Origin of the sequence: Shewanella sp. MBTL60-007, assembly GCF_019654915.1 — a bacterium.
Taxonomy (GTDB): domain Bacteria; phylum Pseudomonadota; class Gammaproteobacteria; order Enterobacterales; family Shewanellaceae; genus Shewanella.
This window is the reverse complement of sequence record NZ_BPET01000011.1, coordinates 1-22035: the sequence shown is the minus strand read 5'-3', so window position 1 is coordinate 22035 and position 22035 is coordinate 1. Positions and strand designations below refer to the sequence as shown.

General features: G+C 44.0%; 16 protein-coding genes. 3 read left to right on the top strand and 13 right to left on the bottom strand.

All coding sequences use genetic code 11. The features are described from left to right. Positions 1–68: 68 nt before the first annotated feature. The 9 genes from K5Q92_RS05495 to dnaK all read right to left on the bottom strand — a co-directional run bounded on the left by K5Q92_RS05495 (position 69) and on the right by dnaK (position 11724). Positions 69–572 carry a hypothetical protein gene (locus tag K5Q92_RS05495; RefSeq protein ID WP_220768054.1) on the bottom strand — a complete coding sequence of 168 codons (504 nt, stop codon included), beginning with the start codon at positions 570–572 and terminating at the stop codon, positions 69–71. A 136-nt stretch (positions 573–708) separates the two neighbouring features. Then, positions 709–1185 (bottom strand): transcription elongation factor GreA, encoded by a 477-nt coding sequence (greA, locus tag K5Q92_RS05490; protein WP_220768053.1) that lies wholly within the window; start codon positions 1183–1185, stop codon positions 709–711. A gap of 343 nt (positions 1186–1528) precedes the next feature. Continuing rightward, positions 1529–4750 carry a carbamoyl-phosphate synthase large subunit gene (gene carB / locus K5Q92_RS05485; RefSeq protein ID WP_220768052.1) on the bottom strand — a complete coding sequence of 1074 codons (3222 nt, stop codon included), beginning with the start codon at positions 4748–4750 and terminating at the stop codon, positions 1529–1531. Between the two features lie 28 nt (positions 4751–4778). After that, positions 4779–5951: a glutamine-hydrolyzing carbamoyl-phosphate synthase small subunit gene (carA, locus tag K5Q92_RS05480; protein WP_220768051.1), complete on the bottom strand. Its 1173-nt coding sequence runs from the start codon at positions 5949–5951 to the stop codon at positions 4779–4781. A 175-nt stretch (positions 5952–6126) separates the two neighbouring features. Next, a complete protein-coding gene (gene dapB, locus K5Q92_RS05475; protein ID WP_220768050.1) occupies positions 6127–6942 on the bottom strand; it encodes a 4-hydroxy-tetrahydrodipicolinate reductase in 816 nt (271 codons plus the stop codon). A gap of 63 nt (positions 6943–7005) precedes the next feature. Continuing rightward, positions 7006–7623: an FKBP-type peptidyl-prolyl cis-trans isomerase gene (locus K5Q92_RS05470; RefSeq protein WP_220768049.1), complete on the bottom strand. Its 618-nt coding sequence runs from the start codon at positions 7621–7623 to the stop codon at positions 7006–7008. Positions 7624–7706: 83 nt separating this feature from the next. Further along, complete coding sequence (locus K5Q92_RS05465) at positions 7707–8507, bottom strand: M48 family metallopeptidase (protein ID WP_220768048.1); 801 nt, start codon at positions 8505–8507, stop codon at positions 7707–7709. Between the two features lie 79 nt (positions 8508–8586). After that, entirely contained in the window at positions 8587–9717 is a 1131-nt protein-coding gene (gene dnaJ, locus K5Q92_RS05460) for a molecular chaperone DnaJ (RefSeq protein WP_220768047.1), read from the bottom strand. A gap of 90 nt (positions 9718–9807) precedes the next feature. Next, complete coding sequence (dnaK, locus tag K5Q92_RS05455) at positions 9808–11724, bottom strand: molecular chaperone DnaK (protein WP_220768046.1); 1917 nt, start codon at positions 11722–11724, stop codon at positions 9808–9810. A 308-nt stretch (positions 11725–12032) separates the two neighbouring features. On the opposite strand from dnaK, the gene K5Q92_RS05450 reads away from it, so the two are divergent. Together K5Q92_RS05450 and K5Q92_RS05445 are read left to right on the top strand one after the other, a co-directional pair. Then, positions 12033–12947: a DMT family transporter gene (locus K5Q92_RS05450; protein WP_220768045.1), complete on the top strand. Its 915-nt coding sequence runs from the start codon at positions 12033–12035 to the stop codon at positions 12945–12947. Positions 12948–13095: 148 nt separating this feature from the next. Next, on the top strand, positions 13096–13434 hold the full coding sequence (locus tag K5Q92_RS05445) for a hypothetical protein (protein WP_220768044.1): 339 nt from the start codon (positions 13096–13098) through the stop codon (positions 13432–13434). Positions 13435–13536: 102 nt separating this feature from the next. Here K5Q92_RS05445 and K5Q92_RS05440 read toward each other — a convergent pair whose 3' ends face one another. The 4 genes from K5Q92_RS05440 to K5Q92_RS05425 all read right to left on the bottom strand — a co-directional run bounded on the left by K5Q92_RS05440 (position 13537) and on the right by K5Q92_RS05425 (position 19117). Continuing rightward, positions 13537–14805 (bottom strand): glutamate-5-semialdehyde dehydrogenase, encoded by a 1269-nt coding sequence (locus K5Q92_RS05440; protein ID WP_220768043.1) that lies wholly within the window; start codon positions 14803–14805, stop codon positions 13537–13539. After that, on the bottom strand, positions 14802–15920 hold the full coding sequence (gene proB, locus K5Q92_RS05435) for a glutamate 5-kinase (RefSeq protein WP_220768042.1): 1119 nt from the start codon (positions 15918–15920) through the stop codon (positions 14802–14804). Before proB ends, K5Q92_RS05440 begins: the two co-directional genes overlap by 4 nt. Before the next feature lie 234 nt (positions 15921–16154). Further along, positions 16155–17444, bottom strand: a complete 1290-nt coding sequence (locus K5Q92_RS05430; RefSeq protein WP_220768041.1) for an NCS2 family permease — start codon at positions 17442–17444, stop codon at positions 16155–16157. 773 nt (positions 17445–18217) lie between these two features. Further along, positions 18218–19117, bottom strand: a complete 900-nt coding sequence (locus K5Q92_RS05425) for a hypothetical protein (protein WP_220768040.1) — start codon at positions 19115–19117, stop codon at positions 18218–18220. A 525-nt stretch (positions 19118–19642) separates the two neighbouring features. Between K5Q92_RS05425 and K5Q92_RS05420 the strand changes: the two genes are divergently transcribed. Further along, entirely contained in the window at positions 19643–21940 is a 2298-nt protein-coding gene (locus tag K5Q92_RS05420) for a hypothetical protein (protein WP_220768039.1), read from the top strand. Positions 21941–22035: the final 95 nt, after the last annotated feature.

The window sequence follows — 22035 nt, the reverse complement described above, 5'->3', positions numbered from 1 at the left end:
AAATGAGGTTTGTTGCTGCACAGAGGTAAAGAAGTTCTCGATAGGTAAGCCGAAATGGCTTATGGAACTTAGCAAATGGCGCGAGCTTGAGAAAAGCGATAGAGAAGATTGGACTCTTTCCAAGCGGAGAGCCTATGTGTAGAACTTGAGATATGTAACAACCAATCAAGAGCCGGAGTAAACTCCACTCGGTAACCCACAGTTAACGATGGAACGGCAGGCGATATAAATTCAAACGCGAGTAGATATTCTGGACGTGTTTGCTGTGGATCATGCTGTGAGAAACTGACGAAACGTGATGATACTAGCGGCGCATATTCAGAGTCATCTCCCTGCTTCTTCTGGGCATGGTTATCCTTTAGCGTAATAGAGTTGACATCAGGCAGGCTTAACACAGCCAAGTCAATACCCAGCTTTGCTTGCGCTTGTAACTGCGCTTGCTCGTTAACGTGCTCAGCCGCTAACACTTGAGCTTGCTGTGGACTTTGCTCAGACGCACTCGCAGCCATAGGCGTGAAGAATAATCCCCCTATGAGCAACAAGATAAATCCAAACCGCACCAATAACTGCAATTAACGTCCTAATATATGCCTTATTTATCGCTAACATAGTAAACCTAGTTAGCTAAAGACACAAAGCTTTTAATACCCATTAAACCAATAATAAAGCCGCTAAAAAGCGGCTTAACTCGACTATCTAACCCTGAAGTTAGATGTAATCTACTTTGATGATTTCAAAATCGTTAGTGCCACCTGGGGTTACGATAGAGATCTCGTCATCTAGGTTCTTACCGATAAGACCACGGGCAATCGGAGAGCTGACTGAAAGCAGGTTTTCTTTAATATTCGCTTCGTCTTCACCTACGATACGGTAAGTCACTTCTTCATCGGTATCGACATTCAAAATCGTCACGGTAGAACCGAAAATAACACGACCGTTGTTAGCCATGGTTGTCACATCGATAATCTGTGCGTGAGAAAGCTTACCTTCGATATCTCTAACGCGCGCCTCACACAAACCTTGTTCTTCGCGTGCTGCGTGGTACTCGGCGTTTTCTTTTAAATCGCCAAGTTCACGCGCCTCACCAATTGCTTCAGCAATTTGTGGGCGGCGTTCGAACTTAAGATAATCTAATTCTTTACGCAGTTGTTCAGCACCGACAACTGTCATTGGAACCGTACTCATAAGCTTCTTTCGTCTCCTTTAAAACAAAAGCATGCCCCACTGAGCCTAACTGTCAGTGAGATAAAAATTTGGTGGAATTGCGTTATTGTAAACGCTGAGGGCAAACGATGCACTCTAATCTATCTGCTACGCTCGATAACTTAGCTTCTGTGTTCAAAATATAAGTCAAGCTGGCGATATAAACGAGGAATACAGCAATAACGATATCGTAACAGCCGTTCTAGAGCTTACTCAACCTTGGCTAGAGTTACTAGCCGTTACAGATAAATTTTTATTAACCCACTTCTCGCCTGCAATAAAAAAGGCCGCTAAAAGCGGCCTTTTTATTCAAGCTTCGCTTAACTTACTGGGTAATGCGCTTATGCAACTCTTGTACTGAAGTCACGTTCGAGCGGTCATCCGCCGAGTGAGCCATACAAGTTGCAAATGCAGCATTCAGAGTCGTTGTGTAGTTCACCTTGTAGCGTAGCGCACCACGACGTAGCTGACGTGAGTCTTCAATGGCCTTACGGCCTTCTGTCGTGTTAACAATGTAGGTGTACTCACCGTTCTTGATGCGGTCAAGAATGTGTGGACGACCTTCATGTACCTTGTTCACTAGACGTGGGTTAATGCCCGCTTCGCCCAAGATAACCGCTGTACCGTGTGTTGCATCAATTTGGTAACCTAGCTCAATTAACTGAGCAGCCAAATCGGCTACACGAGCCTTATCGCTGTTACGAACAGACAACAGTGCACGACCAGACTTAGGTACTTCAGATGTCGCACCTAGCTGTGCTTTAGCATAAGCTTCGGCAAACGTATCACCCACGCCCATAACTTCACCCGTTGAGCGCATTTCAGGGCCAAGCAGTGGATCAACACCAGGGAACTTGTTAAACGGCAATACCACTTCTTTTACAGAGAAGAATGGTGGAATCACTTCCTCAGTGAAGTTCTGAGACTTAAGGCTTTGTCCTGCCATCACTCGCGCAGCGATCTTAGCCAATGGTACGCCAGTCGCTTTTGACACAAATGGCACGGTACGCGCTGCACGTGGGTTAACTTCAATCATGTAGATCTCGTTATCCTTCACCGCGAACTGTACGTTCATTAGACCTACAACCCCTAATTCCATTGCAAGTTTACCCACCTGCTCACGCATGCGGTCTTGAATGTCTTGGCTTAGGCTGTATGGAGGCAATGAACAACCTGAGTCACCAGAGTGAACACCAGCTTGCTCGATATGCTCCATGATTGAGCCAATCACAACAGTTTCGCCATCACATACTGCATCGATGTCAATTTCAATTGCGTTGTCTAGGAAGTGGTCTAATAGTACTGGAGACGCGTTAGATACACTTACCGCTTCGTTGAAGTAACGACGTAAATCTTGCTCGTCATATACGATTTCCATCGCACGGCCACCAAGAACATAAGATGGACGCACAACTAGCGGATAACCGATACGCTCTGCAGAAATAACCGCGCCTTCTACTGTAGTAACGGTATCGTTTTCTGGCTGCTTCATGCCTAAACGTTCAATCGCTTGCTGGAAACGCTCACGGTCTTCAGCGCGGTCGATTGCATCTGGGCTAGTTCCGATAATTGGTACACCAGCAGCTTCTAGGTCACGTGCAAGTTTAAGTGGTGTTTGGCCACCGTACTGCACGATAACGCCTTTTGGCTTCTCGATACGTACGATTTCAAGCACGTCTTCAAATGTTACTGATTCGAAGTACAAACGGTCTGATGTGTCATAGTCGGTAGAAACCGTTTCAGGGTTACAGTTAACCATGATGGTTTCATAACCGTCTTCACGTAGCGCTAGCGCTGCGTGTACACAACAGTAGTCAAATTCAATGCCTTGACCAATACGGTTTGGACCACCGCCTAGTACCATGATTTTGTCACGGTTAGACGGGTTAGCTTCACACTCTTCTTCATAAGTAGAGTACATGTAAGCCGTATCAGTTGAGAACTCAGCCGCACAAGTATCAACGCGCTTGTATACAGGATGAATTTCGAAACGAGTACGTAGTTTACGTACTTCCGTCTCGCTTACACCTGCAAGTGCTGCTAGACGTGAGTCAGCAAAACCTTTGCGCTTAAGCTGGCGTAGGAAGTCTTCAGTCAAACCAGCAAGACCTGCTTCAGCAACTTGCGCTTCAGACTTTAGTAAGTCTTCAAGCTGTACAAGGAACCAAGGGTCGATGTTAGTTAAAGCAAACACATCGTCTACTGATAAACCTGCGCGGAATGCATCAGCGATATACCAAATACGGTCTGCACCTGGCTCTTTAAGCTCATGACGAATACGGGTTAACGCTTCGCTATCTGCAAGGTCGATATGCGGACATAGGCCATTCTTACCCACTTCAAGGCCACGAAGGGCTTTTTGTAGCGACTCTTGGAAAGTACGGCCAATCGCCATCACTTCACCCACTGACTTCATCTGTGTGGTCAAGCGGTCGTTAGAGCCTGCGAACTTTTCAAAGTTGAAACGTGGAACCTTAGTCACAACGTAGTCAATAGCAGGCTCAAATGATGCCGGAGTTGCACCGCCTGTGATGTCGTTGCTTAGTTCGTCAAGGGTAAAACCAACCGCTAGCTTGGCGGCGATCTTAGCAATCGGGAAACCGGTTGCTTTAGACGCAAGTGCTGATGAACGAGATACACGTGGGTTCATCTCGATGATAACCATACGGCCATCTTTCGGGTTGATACCAAACTGTACGTTTGAACCACCTGTTTCAACACCAATCTCACGTAGAACCGCTAGTGATGCATTACGCATCAACTGGTATTCTTTGTCTGTTAGTGTTTGCGCTGGTGCAACTGTAATTGAGTCACCAGTATGAACGCCCATTGGGTCAAAGTTTTCGATAGAACATACGATAATACAGTTATCGTTGCGGTCACGAACCACTTCCATCTCGTACTCTTTCCAACCAATCAAAGATTCGTCGATAAGTAGTTCGTTAGTCGGTGATAGCTCAAGACCTTGAGAACAGATATCCTCAAACTCTTCTTTGTTATAAGCGATACCGCCGCCGCTGCCACCCATGGTGAATGACGGACGAATAATACATGGGAAACCGACCTGCTCAAGTACGCCGTAAGCTTCATCCATTGTATGAGCGATACCCGCACGTGGACACTCAAGACCAATCGACTTCATCGCCTTGTCGAAACGGCTACGGTCTTCCGCTTTGTCGATTGCATCGGCAGTTGCGCCAATCATATCGACATTAAACTCTTTCAGTACGCCGCGGCTTTCAAGCTCAAGTGCACAGTTAAGTGCAGTCTGACCGCCCATGGTTGGCAAAATCGCGTCTGGACGCTCTTTAGCTATGATGTTGCGTACCACTTCCCACTGGATCGGCTCGATGTATGTTGCATCAGCCATCTCAGGGTCAGTCATAATGGTTGCAGGGTTTGAGTTAACGAGAATAACTCGGTAGCCTTCTTCGCGTAGGGCTTTACAGGCTTGAGCGCCTGAGTAGTCAAACTCACAGGCTTGACCAATTACGATTGGTCCAGCACCTAGGATAAGAATACTCTTTATATCTGTACGTTTTGGCATTGCTTAAATCTTCTCCCGGATGAGGTTACTACTTGGCGTTTTTACGGTATAACTCAATCAAATCGATGAAGTGATTGAATAACGGCGCAGCATCGTGTGGTCCAGGGCTCGCCTCAGGGTGGCCTTGAAAACTAAATGCAGGCTTATCAGTAAGGTGAATACCTTGCAAAGAGCCATCAAACAGCGACTTGTGAGTCACCTTAATGTTGGCTGGTAATGTGGCTTCATCAGCAGCAAAACCATGGTTTTGGCTGGTGATCATCACATTACCTTGCTCAATATTGCTTACAGGGTGGTTAGCACCATGGTGACCAAACTTCATTTTCAGTGTTTTAGCACCTGAAGCTAATGCCAATAACTGGTGACCCAAGCAGATACCGAAAACAGGAATATCTGTTTTTAAGATCTCTTGAATCGCAGCGATTGCATAATCACATGGTTCTGGGTCGCCAGGACCGTTTGATAGGAATACCCCATCAGGATTCATCGCTAGCACTTCACTCGCTGGAGTTTGTGCAGGTACAACCGTCACATCACAACCGCGGTCAACCAACATACGTAGGATGTTGCGCTTAACACCATAGTCGTAGGCTACCACTTTATACTTAAGCTCAGCTTCAGGTGTGTCAGATGGCAAACCGCCAACTAAACGCCAGCTGCCGCTGCGCCATGAGTAGGTTTCATTTGTAGTGACTTCTTTAGCTAAATCCATGCCTTTAAGACCAGGGAAGGCTTTAGCTGCAGCTAGCGCTTTAGCTTCATCTAAATCACCAACCATGATACAACCGGCTTGAGCGCCTTTTTCACGTAGGATACGAGTTAATTTACGGGTATCGATATCAGCAATGCCAACAACGTTGTGAGCGATCAAATAATCGCTTAAAGATTGCTGATTACGAAAGTTACTTGCGATGAGCGGCAAGTCTCGAATGATAAGGCCACATGCATGAACAGAATCAGATTCTGTATCTTCTTCATTGGTACCAGTATTACCAATATGTGGATAAGTGAGGGTGACCATTTGACGTGAATATGATGGATCAGTCAAAATTTCTTGGTAACCAGTCATTGAAGTGTTAAATACTACTTCACCAACAGACATCCCTTCAGCACCGATAGCAGTGCCAGAAAAAATGGTTCCATCTTCAAGTACGAGTAAGGCAGACTTTGTCAACGCGACCTCCGGAAAGAGCCAAATCATTGAAATTGATTGTTTTTTGTGTGTTTTTAAGATACCAACTTTCGCTAAAATGCAAAATTTTGACAAATTCCGCCGATTTTATATGTAAAATTAAAACCTGTCCATAGTACAGATAAGAAATTTGTCAAAAAATTTTTTTTAGCAAAAAAAAACCGCTAATAGCGGTTTTAAATAATTATGCTTTCAAGCCTAAAACTTGCTGCATATCGTAGAGCCCTGAATCTTGATCGACTAACCAAGTTGCAGCGCGCATTGCGCCATTAGCAAAGGTCATTCGACTTGAGGCTTTATGGGTGATCTCTAAACGCTCGCCAATATCGGCAAATAGCGCAGTGTGTTCACCAACTATGTCACCAGCACGTACAGTCGCGAAACCTATGGTTTCTCTGTCACGTTCACCGGTAATACCTTCACGGCCATAAACGGCACATTTCTCAAGATCACGGCCTAAGGTTTCGGCAATCACTTCGCCCATCTTAAGCGCCGTGCCTGATGGCGCATCTTTTTTATATCTATGGTGACCTTCGATGATCTCGATATCACTGTAATGTCCCATTACCTCTGCAGCCACTTCAAGCAGTTTCCACATCAGGTTAACGCCGACGGCCATATTAGGTGCCATTACAATAGGTACTTGATCAGAATAGGCTGAGATTTGCTCTTTCTGAGCATGATTGAACCCGGTTGTACCGATAACGATTGCCTTGCCATTTCTTGCACACCAGTCGGTGTGAATCACGCTGGCTTCTGGTGAGGTAAAGTCGATAAGCACATCAAAATCATCGACTGCTTTATCTAATGAGTCTGTGATGGCTACGTTCATCGAACCAACCCCAGCAAGCTCACCAGCATCGACGCCCATTAGGGTCGAACCTGCACGTTCAATCGCTGCGCCTAGCAAAATAGCGTCATTTTGCTTCGCTGCCTCAATAAGAGTACGTCCCATACGACCGCTGCCGCCGGTTATTGCCACTCTTACTCGTTCAGTCATCTCAGTGTCTCCCTGCATATGTCAAAAAAAAGCCTAAGTATTAACTTAGGCTTATTGTCTAACTTAGATAATATCTAATAATTCAACTTCGAATACCAAAGTTGAATATGGTGGGATCGCTGCACCCGCACCGCGCTCACCGTAAGCTAGGTGTTGTGGTACGAACAGTCTCCACTTAGAGCCTACTGGCATTAGCTGTAGTGCCTCGGTCCAGCCAGCGATAACGCCTGAAACTGGGAATTCAGCTGGCTCACCACGAGCAACTGAGCTATCAAATACATCACCAGAGATGAAAGTACCGTGATAGTGAGTACGAACTGTAGAGTCGTAACCAGGCTTATCGCCGTTACCTTCAGTAATAACTTCATACTGTAGGCCAGATTCTAAAGTAACAACGCCTTCACGTGCACCGTTATCGGCTAGGTACTTCTCACCTTCTTCAGATGCAGCAGCTGCAGCAGCTTCTTGAACTTTCTGGATACGCTGACTAATTTCAGTGAATGCAATTTGCATATCTTGCATAGATACAACACTTTCTTTACCTTCGAAAGCGTCAGATAGACCCAATTGAACAGCAGAAATATCGATACCTTCAAACGAGTTAGCAGCTAGTTGCTCACCTAGTTGACGACCAACACCGTAGCTTGCTTGCGCTTCAATTGTACTGAACTTCTCAGACATAATGATTGTACTCTCAATGATTCAAATGAATTTTCGCGCGCAACTTTATCATAATTTCTGTGATGTTGCCCTAAAAACTGTAGCTATTTTGGTCTTTGACAAGTATTTTTCACACTTAATTTGCTGGCTTGATATAAAGGCTGGGCTTTTGCCTGCATCTGTTGCAACTGAGCGATACGTTGACCGTGTGACGGATGAGTAGAAAGCAGTTCAGGCCCCTGCTCTCCGCCCGCTTTTGACATGTTCTTCCAAAGCTCGACACTCTGTGCGGGATCAAAGCCTGCTTTCGCCATCAATTCTACGCCGATCACATCTGCTTCTGACTCTTGCTCACGACCGTATGGCAATATGTAACCCACCTGTACACCTAAACCTAGCGCGGCCATATAGAGCTCTTTATCGGCAATACCACCAACACCGAGCGCCAAATCGGCAAGCTGCATACCCGCACCAGTCAGCTGTGCACGTGATACCTGCTCGTTACTGTGATTTGCCAGTACGTGAGCAATCTCATGTCCAATAACTGTGGCAAGTTGGTCGGCATTTACCGCCACATTAAGCAATCCGCTATACACACCGATATGGCCACCCGGCAAGGCAAAGGCGTTGACTTGATCTGACTCAAACACTACCACTTCCCAAGGTAAACTCTGATCGGGCAGCGCCTGAGTCACTCTGTCCGCGACACAGTGAACATACGCGTTTAGCGCTTTATCTTGACTGATTTTTTCTTGCTGTTTTATCTGAGCAAAAGAGCTATCGCCAAGTTGTGACATTTCTTGGGGAGAAAACAATAAAGTTTGCCCACGGCCTGTGGGTGATTGGTGTGTTGCGCAGCCCGTTAAAAACAATGCCGCGCTAAGCAGTATTAGTATTCCTTTCATATATTGCTCTCTTCTGATTTCACATAATAAAAAGCCCCGCAGTTGCGAGGCTTAAATTATATACTGAACGAACCCAGTTTTAGCTATTTAGATCTTGAAAAAACTTCTTCACGCCATCGAAGAAACCTTCAGCCTTTGGGCTATGCTTCTTCGACTGACCCGTTAAGGTATCTTCAAATTCACGAAGTAGCTCTTTCTGACGCTCATTAAGGTTAACTGGCGTTTCCATTACAACCTTACATAGCAAGTCACCTACCGCATGGCTGCGAACCGACTTAACACCTTTACCGCGCATACGGAACATACGGCCAGTCTGTGTTTCGGCTGGGATCTTAAGATTAACCTTACCATCGAGTGTTGGCACTTCAATCTCGCCACCTAAAGCAGCCTTACTAAATGAGATTGGCACTTCACAGTAAAGGTTGTTGCCATCACGCTGGAAGATAGCATGCTCACGCACGCTCACCTGCACATATAAGTCCCCTGGAGGAGCTCCGAACTCACCGGCTTCACCTTCGCCAGAAAGACGAATACGATCGCCCGTATCAACCCCTGCCGGGATCTTAACTGATAGCGTTTTGCTCTTCTCGACGCGACCTTCGCCATGACACTTGTTACAAGGATCTTTAATGATCTTACCGCGACCGTGACAGGTTGGACATGCCTGCTGAACAGCGAAGAAACCTTGGCGCATCTGCACTTGGCCTTGACCATGACAGGTACCACATGTGGTTGGCGAAGAGCCTTTCTTAGCACCGCTACCATCACAAGCGTCACAAGCAGCCAATGTTGGAATACGTAACTCTTTAGTTAGACCACGAACCGCTTCTTCTAGAGATAGCTCAAGGTTATAACGTAGATCGCTACCACGTGCCGCTTGGCGCTGACCACCACGGCGTCCACCGCCGAAGATATCGCCAAACACATCGCCAAATACGTCGCCAAAATCGGCGCCGCCACCAAAACCACCGCCACCGCGGTTAGGATCGACGCCAGCATGACCAAACTGATCATAGGCGGCTTTCTTATCGCCGTCGGTTAGGATTTCGTAAGCTTCTTTAACTTCCTTAAAGCTGGCTTCAGCCGCTTTATCACCCGGGTTACGGTCAGGGTGAAACTTCATTGCTAAACGCTTGTAAGCTTTCTTAATTTCGCGTTCGCTGGCATCACGTCCGACACCTAATACTTCGTAATAATCGCGCTTTGACATAGTTTTAATACTTTCTTTGCTAAAGTTGCACAAACGGGCGTTAGAGTTTCCTCGTAACGCCCGCTACAATAATTTAGGAGTTACCCGGCATTATTTTTTGTCGTCTTTAACTTCTTCAAACTCAGCATCGACTACGTCATCTTCTGGCTTAGCAGACTTAGCCTCACCTTCTGGTTGACCTTGCTGTGCTTGCGCTTTAGCTTGAGCGATTTCCATTAGTTTAGAAGACGCTTCCATTAGCTCTTGAGTAGACTTTTCAATCGCTTCTTTGTCGTTGCCTTTAACAGCAGTTTCAACGTTAGCCATTGCAGCTTCAATCTTCTCTTTCTCGTCCGCTGGTAGTGCCTCACCCGCTTCTTCGATCTGCTTCTTAGTCGCGTGAACCATGCCATCGGCTTGGTTACGAGCAGTTACTAGCTCTTCGAACTTAGCGTCTTCGTCAGCGTGTGCTTCAGCGTCACGAACCATAGCTTCAACTTCTTCATCACTTAGGCCTGAAGAGGCTTTAATAGTGATGTTTTGTGCTTTGCCAGTCTTCTTGTCTGTAGCAGATACATGCAAGATACCGTCAGCATCGATGTCGAAAGCAACTTCAATTTGTGGCATGCCACGTGGAGCTGGCTCAATACCTTCTAGGTTAAATTGACCTAGAGACTTGTTACCGCTTGATTGCTTACGCTCACCTTGAAGTACGTGAATTGTCACGGCACTTTGGTTGTCGTCAGCAGTCGAGAATGTTTGTGAAGCTTTAGTCGGGATAGTGGTGTTCTTCTCGATAAGCTTAGTCATTACGCTACCCATAGTCTCAATACCTAGAGATAGTGGAGTAACGTCTAGTAGCAATACGTCTTTAACGTCGCCAGATAGTACGCCCGCTTGAACCGCAGCACCGATAGCAACCGCTTCGTCTGGGTTAACGTCTTGACGTAGCTCTTTACCGAAGAATGCAGACACTTCTTCACGTACTTTAGGCATACGAGTCTGACCACCAACAAGGATAACCTCGTTAACATCAGAAACAGATAGGTCAGCATCAGCTAGAGCAACTTTTAGCGGCTCAAGTGAACGCTTGATCAAGTCTTCAACTAGTGACTCAAGTTTTGCACGAGTGATCTTAACCACTAAGTGCTTAGGACCTGTTGCATCAGCAGTGATGTATGGCAGGTTAACTTCAGTCTGTGTTGTGCTTGATAGTTCGATCTTCGCTTTTTCTGCCGCTTCTTTTAGACGCTGCATCGCTAGTGGATCGTTACGTAGGTCTAGACCTTGCTCTTTCTTGAACTCGTCAGCAAGATACTTGATCATACGGTTATCAAAGTCTTCACCACCTAAGTGAGTGTCACCGTTTGTAGCAAGTACTTCGAAAGTTTGCTCGCCATCAACGCTGTCGATTTCGATGATAGAGATATCGAATGTACCACCACCTAAGTCGTAAACAGCAACGATGTTGTCGCCTTGCTTCTTATCGATACCGTAAGCAAGTGCAGCCGCTGTAGGCTCGTTGATGATACGCTTAACTTCAAGACCCGCGATGCGACCCGCATCTTTAGTAGCTTGACGTTGTGAATCGTTAAAGTATGCAGGAACAGTGATAACCGCTTCTGTTACTTCTTCACCTAAGTAATCTTCAGCTGTCTTCTTCATCTTCTTCAAGATTTCAGCAGAGATTTGTGGCGGAGCCATTTTCTTGCCTTGCGCTTCAACCCATGCATCGCCGTTGTCAGCGCTGATGATTTTGAATGGCATGATATCAACGTCACGTTGAACTTCGTCATCTTTAAAACGACGACCAATAAGACGCTTAATAGCAAATACAGTGTTATTTGGGTTTGTTACAGCCTGACGCTTTGCAGACTGACCAACTAATGTTTCATCAGCAGTGTATGCGATGATTGAGGGTGTAGTACGATCGCCTTCAGCATTCTCCAATACGCGCGCTTTGTCGCCATCTAATACTGCAACACAAGAGTTAGTTGTGCCTAAATCGATACCAATAATTCTACCCATGGAGTCCTCCGAAAAACTTTTTAAAAACTAAATTTGTTATCTGGTTATTGAAATGGGGACAGACCGAATCGTTTTCAAGTCTTTTTTTTTCACCCCAAATCGTCTCTTAACCCCTATATTGGGACGTTTAGAGTGAATACAAGGGAAAATTTAAAAATTATCTTAAGAATGCATTAATTTGATCTGTGACTCGTTCGTAAACCGAGTCAAAACGTATAATGGATACAATCTAGAGGTAGCGTGTCAATTGGGTTCATCACGAATCAATTTACGCTTAGTTGTCATCTCATTTTGTAGAGTAGTAAACATTGAAATCATCCCATCAAGCGTATCTGTTTGGTATCGGTGCCATTTTCCTATGGTCCACCGTTGCAACTGCATTTAAATTAGCATTGGCGCACTATACGCCGCTGCAGCTGGTATTTGTGGCTGTTACAACCTCAATATTTGCCTTAGGTGTCATCCTGATCGCACAGAGAAAATTACCGCTAATTAAGCAGCAATTTCTCTCAAGGCCGCTTTTCTACCTACAGACTGGGCTACTGAATCCATTCCTATACTATTTAGTTTTATTTAAAGCTTACGATCTGCTGCCAGCTCAACAAGCACTGTCGCTAAATTACACTTGGGCGATTTTGCTGCCGCTATTATCGGTGCCTTTACTTGGGCAAGCACTGCGTAAGAGCGATGTCACAGCGGCATTGGTTGCTTATTGCGGCGTATTCTTTATTGCCACCAAAGGTAATATTACTGGCGTGCAATTTGAAAGCATGACTGGGGTTGCGCTGGCGCTAACCAGCACTGTACTTTGGTCGCTTTACTGGATTGTAAATACCAAAGATAAAGGCGATCCAGTTGTTAGTTTACTTCTGAGCTTTCTAGTGGGACTGCCTTTTATCCTAGTCGCGCTCATGCTGACCCAATCGCTGCCAAGCCTAGATCTGAAGGCACTAATGGCTGGCGTCTACGTTGGGCTATTTGAAATGGGTGTCACCTTCGTACTCTGGTTGGTCGCCTTAAAGAAAGCCGAGCGCACAGCCAGTATCAGTACCTTGGTATTTATCACCCCTGTGATGTCGATTGGCTTTATCGCTTGGATTTTGCAAGAGAGCATAGAAAAGTCGACTTATATAGGCCTAGGCTTAATTATTCTCGCTCTGGTATTACAGCAAGTTTTGCCCAAAGTTGGTCAATGGCGAACAAGGAAACGTATATCAGCTTAAACGCCTAAAACAGCAAAGTTACTCCTTCTAGCCGAACTTTATGTTCGGCTTTTTTCGTTTAAAAGCCATTAATAAGCTAAACTTTAATTGTAAATCAGCTTAGGCATAGGTATAAAGTAACAATTGCGTAACAAAATGGATATTAGTTATGTATTACAAATGTATGGATGCACTTAAATATTTCAGACATCCCAAAATAGCCATGTTTATCAGACTCAGCTCTATGCTAGTTGCCGTGGCGATGTTGTTAAATGAGTTACACTTAGGACGCTCCTACTCTTGGTATTTTGCGTTTCTATACTGTTTTTTTCTCATTCCATCACTCTACTTTACCCGAGAGAATCGGTATCGGCATTTTTTCTATATGCGAGACGTGCTTAAACCCTTTAGGATCTATACGGTATTGATGACACTCACCTACTTTGTGTTATACGTACACCAGATCGTCACTTATGAGCTGCAAATATTTCAACCACCGCACACTTAACGACACGTATCGAAATAGCGCTCGCCCCTAGAAAAAGTCATAAAAAAAGCCGCTCAATGCGGCTTTTTTATGTGAATTAAATAGACAATTTGTAAGCCCTGTTTAACCTCGAACCGTATAATCGCCCCAGGCTAACCATTTATAGGTTGTAAGCGCTTCTAACCCCATAGGTCCACGAGCATGTAACTTCTGTGTACTTACCGCAACTTCGGCACCAAGGCCAAACTCGCCACCATCGGTAAAGCGAGTGCTAGCATTGACATAGACCGCGGCTGAGTCGATAGCATTCATGAACTCACTTGCGGTATGGATATTATCGGTCAATATCGACTCAGAGTGACCACTTGAGAAGCTACGGATATGTTCAACGGCATCGGCTAAGTCTGCAACGACTTTGATCCCAAGAGTCAGAGATAGCCACTCTGTCGCAAAGCTCTCAGCTGTTGCCGCAGAAACCTCAATACTTTCTGCAGTCAAGATAGCTTGCGTCTTATCACAGCCATAGAATTTAACCCCGAGGTTAGCTAAGTGCTTACATAACTTAGGAATAAACAGCTCAGCATGACTTTGGTGAATAAGCACAGTATCCAGCGCGTTACAAACCGTAGGTCGCTGCACTTTGGCATTTTCAATGACAGAAACCGCTTTTTCTAGGTTAGCCTCTGCATCAACGAAGATATGACAAATACCAATCCCACCTAAAATAACTGGAATCGTTGCTTGCTCCGCACATAGACGCTGCAAGTTCTGCCCGCCTCTAGGCACGATCATATCGACATACTTATCAAGCTTTAATAGCCCAGAGACCAATGCGCGATCAGGGTTATCAATTAACTGTACGCAATCTTCAGGCAAACCTTGTTCTACCATAGCGCTACGGATCACTTTACATAAAGCTTTATTCGAAGCCAGTGTCTCTTTACCGCCACGTAAAATAACCGCATTACCAGTTTTTAGCGCCAATACCGCAATATCGACAGTCACATTGGGGCGTGCTTCATAAATGACTCCAATGACACCTAAAGGCACACGACGACGTGACAAACGTAACCCGTTATCGAGTAGTCGACTATCGATCTCGCTGCCAACAGGGTCAGTTAAACCAATCACGTTATCGATATCGCTAATCACGCCCATTAAGCGGGTTTCATCGAGTAATAGACGGTCAATCATCGCGTCAGACAGACCATTGGCCTTCGCCTGTGCCACGTCTAGTTGGTTAGCGCTAACAATATCGGCCTTTGCAGCTGTGAGTTTATCGGCAATACAGCGAAGCAGAGCTGACTTTTGCGCTCCTGAAAGACTGGCTAATGCATAGCTTGCCTGTTTAGCGTTCTGCCCTAAAGCCGTTAAATATCCTTCGTTACTCATAACACCACCATGTCGTTGCGGTGAACCACTGCATCACCATAATCATACCCAAGCACTTCTTCGATACTATCTGAGTGCTTTCCTGCAATCTTAGTCATATCTACTGAGCCATAGCGACTCATACCTTTAGCATACACCTTGCCCTTGGTATCAATCAGCTCAATGGTATCGCCACGTTGAAATACACCTTTTACTTCGGTTATGCCTTTAGAAAGTAAGCTTCTGCCCTTCTCGGTGACCGCTCCTATCGCACCGCTATCAAGTACAACTTGGCCACGGGCTTTCGGTCCGGCTAAGATCCACTGTTTACGGCTCTCTAATGGATGCTCAAGCGCGGTAAAATGCGTACCTACAGGTTTCGAACAGACCACATTTTGAATCACATCTTTATGGTGGCCCGAGGCTATCACCACCTCTATACCTGCACGACGCGCGATATCAGCCGCCTCAAGCTTAGTCGCCATGCCGCCGGTACCTAAACCAGATACGGCACCGCCCGCTAGCATGCGTAGGCTATCATCGATATTTTGAACTTCGGTGATCAGTTTTGCGTCAGGATTCTTGCGCGGATCAGCGTCAAACAGACCTTTTTGATCCGTTAGAAGGATAAGCAGATCGGCATCACATAAAAGCGCGGCTCGTGCAGACAAGTTGTCGTTGTCCCCGACCTTAATCTCCGCCGTTGCGACCGCGTCATTCTCGTTAATAATTGGAATGATGCCATTATTGAGCAAGGCATTGAGTGAGTCTCTCGCGTTTAAGTAACGCTCTCTGTCATGCAAGTCTGCACGAGTCAGTAATAGTTGCCCAACATGCAAACCATAAATGCTAAATAACTGAGACCAAGCTAGAATTAGCTGGCTTTGCCCTACCGCAGCAAGCAACTGTTTGCTGGCGATGGTGTCGGGTAGTTCGGGGTAGCCTAAATGCTCTTTACCTGCGGCTATTGCACCAGAAGTACATAATACAACTTCGACACCCGCTTTCATCAAGCAGGCCATCTGCCGTGCTAATTCAACCATGTGTGCTTTATCTAGCTTACGGCTGCCAGAAGTCAGTACACTCGTTCCCAATTTAACCACTACGCGGCGGTAGCTAATCTCACTTAAGTTCATTATTTGCTAACAAAATTACATTGAATAAATCCTTATACCCAATCTAGGTTTGAAATGGTAGTAAGCACCAACAAAGAAACTAAAAAAAATGGGGGAATTAGTGTTTTCCAATCATAAATGCTGGAAATTTAGCAGAACGTTGAAATTTAGCGCGAGATTTTTTAACAGTCCCCCTAATAAAAAGCCACACTCGGTGTGGCTTTACATCTACGATTCATCTACTCCCAACGACTGTTAGCCATAGATGAACTTGGCGATAAACAGTGCGGCTAAGACCACCACGCCAATGCTGAGATCCTTATAGCGTCCACTCATCAATTTAATCATTGCATAAGAGATAAAGCCCAAGGCGATCCCTGTTGCAATAGAGAACGTCAGTGGCATAAGGATACACACAACCACTACAGGAGCCGCTTCGGTGATGTCTTCCCATTCAACATGAACCAACCCTGCCATCATCAAAATAGCGACATAAAAAAGTGTACCCGCCGTTGCATAAGCTGGCACCATACCCGCCAATGGCGAGATAAATAACGCCCCTAAAAATAGCACGCCCACGACCACAGCGGTTAATCCAGTGCGGCCACCAGCGCTGACACCCGCTGTACTTTCGATATAACTAGTCGTAGTTGACGTTCCCAACATTGCACCGGCAATTGTTGCCGTGCTGTCTGCGGTTAGTGCGCGATTAAGTCTAGGTAAACGGCCCTTGTCATCTAAGAAGCCACCGCGCTGCGCCACCGCAACTAAGGTGCCAGAGGTATCGAATAGATCGACAAATAGAAAGGCAAACACTACAGATAACATGCTGATTTCAAGCACACCAGACAGATCCATTTTCATAAACGTCGGCATAATTGAAGGCGGCGCAGACACAATACCTTGATACTGCACATCGCCAAACAGTAGACCCAAAGCAGTAATAGCAAGAATGCTAATAATCACCGCAGACTTCATGCCTCTATGTACCATGGCAATAATCAAGAAGAAGCCCAATACCGCCATAACCGCCGGGAAAGCAGTAATATCGCCCATAGTCACCAACGTTGCAGGGCTCGCGACTACAATGCCCGCACTCTTAAGGCCTATCAAAGCCAAGAAAAGACCTATGCCAGCGGCAATACCGAGTCGCAGCGACATTGGGATACTATTAACTATCCACTCTCTAATACGCACAAGCGATAGAATTAGAAAGCAGATCCCAGATAGAAACACCGCACCTAACGCCGTCTCCCATGAATAGCCCATCTCGCCAACGACGGTATAAGTAAAGAAAGCGTTGAGCCCCATGCCGGGGGCTAGCGCAATCGGGTAGTTCGCTACTAAGCCCATGACTAAACAGCCTATTGCTGCAGCCAAACAGGTAGCGACAAACACCGCACCATGATCCATGCCCGCATCGGCCAGCATCATAGGGTTAACGAAAATAATGTAAGCCATGGTCAAGAAGGTTGTTAAACCAGCCACAACCTCTTGCTTTAGCGACGTTTGATGTTGTTTTAATTTGAATAATTTTTCTAACATGGAACTAAGTCCCTTGGTTTTTATTATATTGATTTGTAGGGTGTAATCATTGCTAACTTGAGTAGGTTTTTTCTATTTCTGAAACAATCCTTGTTTGCTTCAAAGCGAGCCTAGGTTAACAAAGCATAAATATAGAGGTGTACAAAAACCGTCCACCCCTACATTTCGGTGCGATTATACGGGGGGTTTAGGTCAGAGACCAGTTATTTAAAACGCTCGTTTGTTTTCTAGTTTGGCAAATCGGGAGACTACTGAGTTCAGCTTTAGCGAACTGATTGTTTTGCTGTTGATAGCAATTAGTATGTCAGCTATTTAAGTTAGACTTCATCTAAAAATTGAATGAATCAAACTTCGTTTGATTGTTGAAACACAAAGACTCGATATATTTTTATACTGGCGATAACTTCAGGCAACAGTGGTTCCAATGGCCTCGGCCAGCGCATGTGCAGACACTGCCGTGACACGCAGCAAGTCCATCTGACCTCCAAGGATGGAGGAAATGCCAAATTCTGTATGGAACAGAATTGGCCCTGGAAGCTCGGCCATGACGTCCTTGTAATGGACGGTCACGGCCGTATCTACACCGAATTTAGAACAACGGTACCTTTTACATTAGAAGTTATGGCTAAAGCCCTAAATAGTTTTTGGACAAAAATAATTTAGAGCCGAAGGACAGCTCTGTGCTAGAAACAGCTGTTTAAGCTTAGCGGCTTAGAACAACTAAGATTGAAAAAGTGGACGTTTGGCCAAACTCTCTTTTAGACAACAACACCTTAATACATATATACGTCTGTAACCTTGCATTCTGCTTCTGATATTTTCACGCTATTAACTTCGTCGTACAGCCCAAAATCAAAGTCAAAGTCAAACGTTCTTCTTGAGCTATCGTGAGCATACAAAGTATGAGAGTATTGTTCTGATTCACTCTCATTATCCGTTGAGTATGTGTTTTTCCCGCTATACTCTATTTCTACTTCACATTTTATAGTGGCATCTATATAAGCACTACCAGAGTAATCCGTTTCGACTTTATAAGACAGTTCAACCTCACAGCTATCGTAATAATTACCAGAATAACTTTCATCACAATCTAGAGCACCATCTAAAATCGATACACAAACTTCAGCGCCAGTTTTATATTCTGTTTCACAATGACCAAGCGCCTTTTGTCGTTTCTCATATGCTGCAATCTTACGTTTTAATTCCGCTTCTTTAGCAAGTTCGGCCTCCGTCATTACAATACAGGTATTACCTACAGCTTTATAACCGCTATTGCACGCCCAACCTTGAGCAGTGTAATCATTGATACGTGCATTCTGCGGTACGTTTACCTTTTTGCATTGATTACCATCTTCTTTATAACCGCTATTGCACGACCAACCTTGAGCAGCGTAATCATTGATACGTGCATTCTGCGGTACGTTTACCTTTTTGCATTGATTACCATCTTCTTTATAACCGCTATTGCACGACCAACCTTGAGCAGCGTAATCATTGATACGTGCATTCTGCGGTACGTTTACCTTTTTGCATTGATTACCATCTTCTTTATAACCGCTATTGCACGACCAACCTTGAGCTGTAAATTGGTTGTGTCTCGCGTTTTTTGGAATGTTTTGCGAAAAGGCATTGCTAGCCAACAATAGTGATATAGTAAAAATGATGTATTTCATATACTTCAATCCTTGTAAGAGCAATCCTATAGAAATAATTTAAATGAGTGTCTGTTTTGGAGCAATCTCACCATATTAGTGTCTTTTACTCAAGGTCTCCTTATCGCTCAAAGCCGTCCTTAGAGTATTTGCGTTAACACATATAGGGGCACTTCTGAGTTACGAAGTGCCATCTGTGAAGGTTCTGGACATAAACGTTTTAGAGCTTTTGCCCATGCCTAATATTTAGAATTAGATTTATTATCGAAGCATAGACCTCAAAACGTGCTTACTGGTTCTAGATAACTTAAAGGCCACTTTTATGAGCTTGTTGAAATAAGATGACTTGATAGTCAGCTAAATTGCAGAATAGTTGGACTTTGGAGTTACTACATTAAGCAATATTAGTGAGCTATCACACTTGTTACGAGTCATATTTAAGTGTTTGATTGACCACATAAAAATATTCCATGTACTATGAACTAAAGTGGTTATAGTAAGCAGCTTCGAGCTTTCGATTCATAATACAAATAGTAGGTTGGCTAGATGGAATATCTTTATAAAGCGTTTGAAGTACTGAATGATCTATATATGGGAGGACCATTCGAAAGTGCGGTCAATAACTCTCTTAAAAACACAGTAAGCATCATAACGTACATAGCCACGATATTAGTTGCATTGACGGCTATCGCCCTTCCACTTACACAGCAGTCATTGCAGTGGATGGAAGATAAGTATGGTTCCGAAAGTTTAGTTAAGTACTTGAATCAAAAATCTCCTATAAGTCCTGACTCTATAGTGCCTAGAGTGCTCATATACATGGTTTTTGCTTTGATCTTTTATGTGGCTAGTAAAGCTCTACCTGCTTACTTGCAAGTGTTCATATTACTATTCGTGATAGTTTATTTTGTATACGTGGTGATTATGTATGCAAGGTATTTCTCTTATGTATTTAGAAATCTAAGTAGTTCTACATATATACATGAAAAAATGCTTGGAAAAGTTAAGAACTTTAGTGACCTTACGACTACAGAGGTAGTCGTGTTAATGGACATTGAGGGAGCCAGACTAAAAAACAACTTGGAAGTGAATAGTCTTAGTGAGCAAGCAAAAAGCCTTGGTTATTCTTTGAAAAATGATGATAGTGGCAGATTGGTGGAACACATGAAGTGCTATATAGCAGGCCTATATAAAATTCTCTACGGACTACCAACAGACTCCTCCCAAAAGAAATATACAATGGTCGCAAATTTACTGTCCTACCTGTCATTTCAGTTACTTGGTGATAAAAGATATGAAATATCTTTAAGTAGCTTACAAGAGATTGCTGTCTGGGTAGAAACTCAAAGAAGCGATAGCTACAAGCCCTTTTTGTCAGCTAGATTTCTCATGGAACTTCCGTATACAAAATATGTACACAATGTCGATATAAATGAATTAGTAAGTTATACCAAGCAGTTAATACGTCTAGCGAAAGACGAGAACGATAGTGTAATAAGGGAATTATACGAACGTTTATGCAATGCCTATAACCACAAAAATCATGATAATCGTTCAAGCATGTGCTACTTCTTCCACCAGAGAATTAACGCTAACTTGTGGCAATCAGATTTAACACAGAAACTAGAGAAATTATTGTTAGGTGATGAAAAAAACGTTACAAGAGAACTAATTGTAGAAGCTTTAGAGTCAGTAGAAGTCGATGTTGATGAAAATGTTAGTGAGCTTGTTGATAAATTCATTTCTACCTTGTGGGATGTGGACTTTAGTAGGGCTGTAGGGCGTTTATCGTATTCATTTCTTTTTTATCTACAATCAAGAGAAGATTGTTTGTTATCTCTTCGTAACCTGATTAATCCTTTGAAGTCGGATATACACAGTTTTTCAGACGGAATTCTACCGAACACAATAGACGCGATCTTAACGTCAATAGTCGGTGCCCAGCAATTAGAGTCTGTAGAGTTATGGGATTCGCCAAAGGAGAGCATCATTCATTCAAGCTGCGTTCTTTTCGTGTATGAGATTGTTAAATGTCAATTTAAAGGAGACAAGCCATCATTCAATATAAATTTACACGAGTACTGTGACTTAGACTTTCTTCTTTTTGTCATCGATAGGTTGAAAGTTGGTATCAAAAATATTGTTGTTATTGGTGCAATTTCGAAATTTATAACAAGCCATTATTTGACTGTTGAAGAAGTTCTAAAGGTCTCAGAAGAGTTCCTTGAAGATGTTGTGCAGAACCTGAAGAAGCATAAAGCAGAACTTGAAGAAAGTGGTCCACTGGATAATGAAGTTGTTGGGTGTTTGAAACAGGTTTATCTGGATGCAATTGAAAGTAACCCTCTCATCCCTATTGCGCTTAAGAATTTAAAGCTAGCGAACCAAAGCACATTTACATTTAAAGCAACATTACCGAGAGTCACGTTTTTGAAAAACACAAATACTCATGTTGATTTCAGAAGTTTAGGCTCTACAACATTGAAAGAGCATCTGACACGGCAGTTCAATATAATCCTTCACTACCGAGGAGCATGCTTGGTCAAACAGTTTCCTACAACTAGGTCAAACATAGAGGTAGTTATTCTTACATCTGGTATTCAAGAGTATTTGAGTGAGAATGGATTTGCATTTACTGACGAAGAAATTATTTGGGCTGATGGTAGTAAATCAAACTATTTCACAGTCAATTGCAGAACTTACAATAGCTTCTATTGTGCAACTTCAAATGACATCCTATTCAAATTTCAGATAGGAAAAAAACACCCGTTTGAGTACGAGTTATTAGACCAAGGGAAACAGCTAAAGTCCAAGGCGAGCTTCTTCTTTACGGCAAATGTGTAAACTAAAGCGGACAACAGATATTGGTCGCTGTTTTGTAAGTTAACCAGCAATAACTCGGGGTCTATCATTAGATATAATTATGTCATTATCAATAG

Coding starts and splice junctions, on each gene's coding strand:
- carA (WP_220768051.1), bottom strand. CDS start 5,951: ATGATTTGGCTCTTTCCGGAGGTCGCGTTGACAAAGTCTGCCTTACTC.
- K5Q92_RS05420 (WP_220768039.1), top strand. CDS start 19,643: ATGGAATATCTTTATAAAGCGTTTGAAGTACTGAATGATCTATATATG.
- K5Q92_RS05470 (WP_220768049.1), bottom strand. CDS start 7,623: ATGTCTGAGAAGTTCAGTACAATTGAAGCGCAAGCAAGCTACGGTGTT.
- carB (WP_220768052.1), bottom strand. CDS start 4,750: ATGCCAAAACGTACAGATATAAAGAGTATTCTTATCCTAGGTGCTGGA.
- dapB (WP_220768050.1), bottom strand. CDS start 6,942: ATGACTGAACGAGTAAGAGTGGCAATAACCGGCGGCAGCGGTCGTATG.
- K5Q92_RS05425 (WP_220768040.1), bottom strand. CDS start 19,117: ATGAAATACATCATTTTTACTATATCACTATTGTTGGCTAGCAATGCC.
- K5Q92_RS05445 (WP_220768044.1), top strand. CDS start 13,096: ATGTATTACAAATGTATGGATGCACTTAAATATTTCAGACATCCCAAA.
- K5Q92_RS05430 (WP_220768041.1), bottom strand. CDS start 17,444: ATGTTAGAAAAATTATTCAAATTAAAACAACATCAAACGTCGCTAAAG.
- proB (WP_220768042.1), bottom strand. CDS start 15,920: ATGAACTTAAGTGAGATTAGCTACCGCCGCGTAGTGGTTAAATTGGGA.
- K5Q92_RS05440 (WP_220768043.1), bottom strand. CDS start 14,805: ATGAGTAACGAAGGATATTTAACGGCTTTAGGGCAGAACGCTAAACAG.
- dnaK (WP_220768046.1), bottom strand. CDS start 11,724: ATGGGTAGAATTATTGGTATCGATTTAGGCACAACTAACTCTTGTGTT.
- dnaJ (WP_220768047.1), bottom strand. CDS start 9,717: ATGTCAAAGCGCGATTATTACGAAGTATTAGGTGTCGGACGTGATGCC.
- greA (WP_220768053.1), bottom strand. CDS start 1,185: ATGAGTACGGTTCCAATGACAGTTGTCGGTGCTGAACAACTGCGTAAA.
- K5Q92_RS05465 (WP_220768048.1), bottom strand. CDS start 8,507: ATGAAAGGAATACTAATACTGCTTAGCGCGGCATTGTTTTTAACGGGC.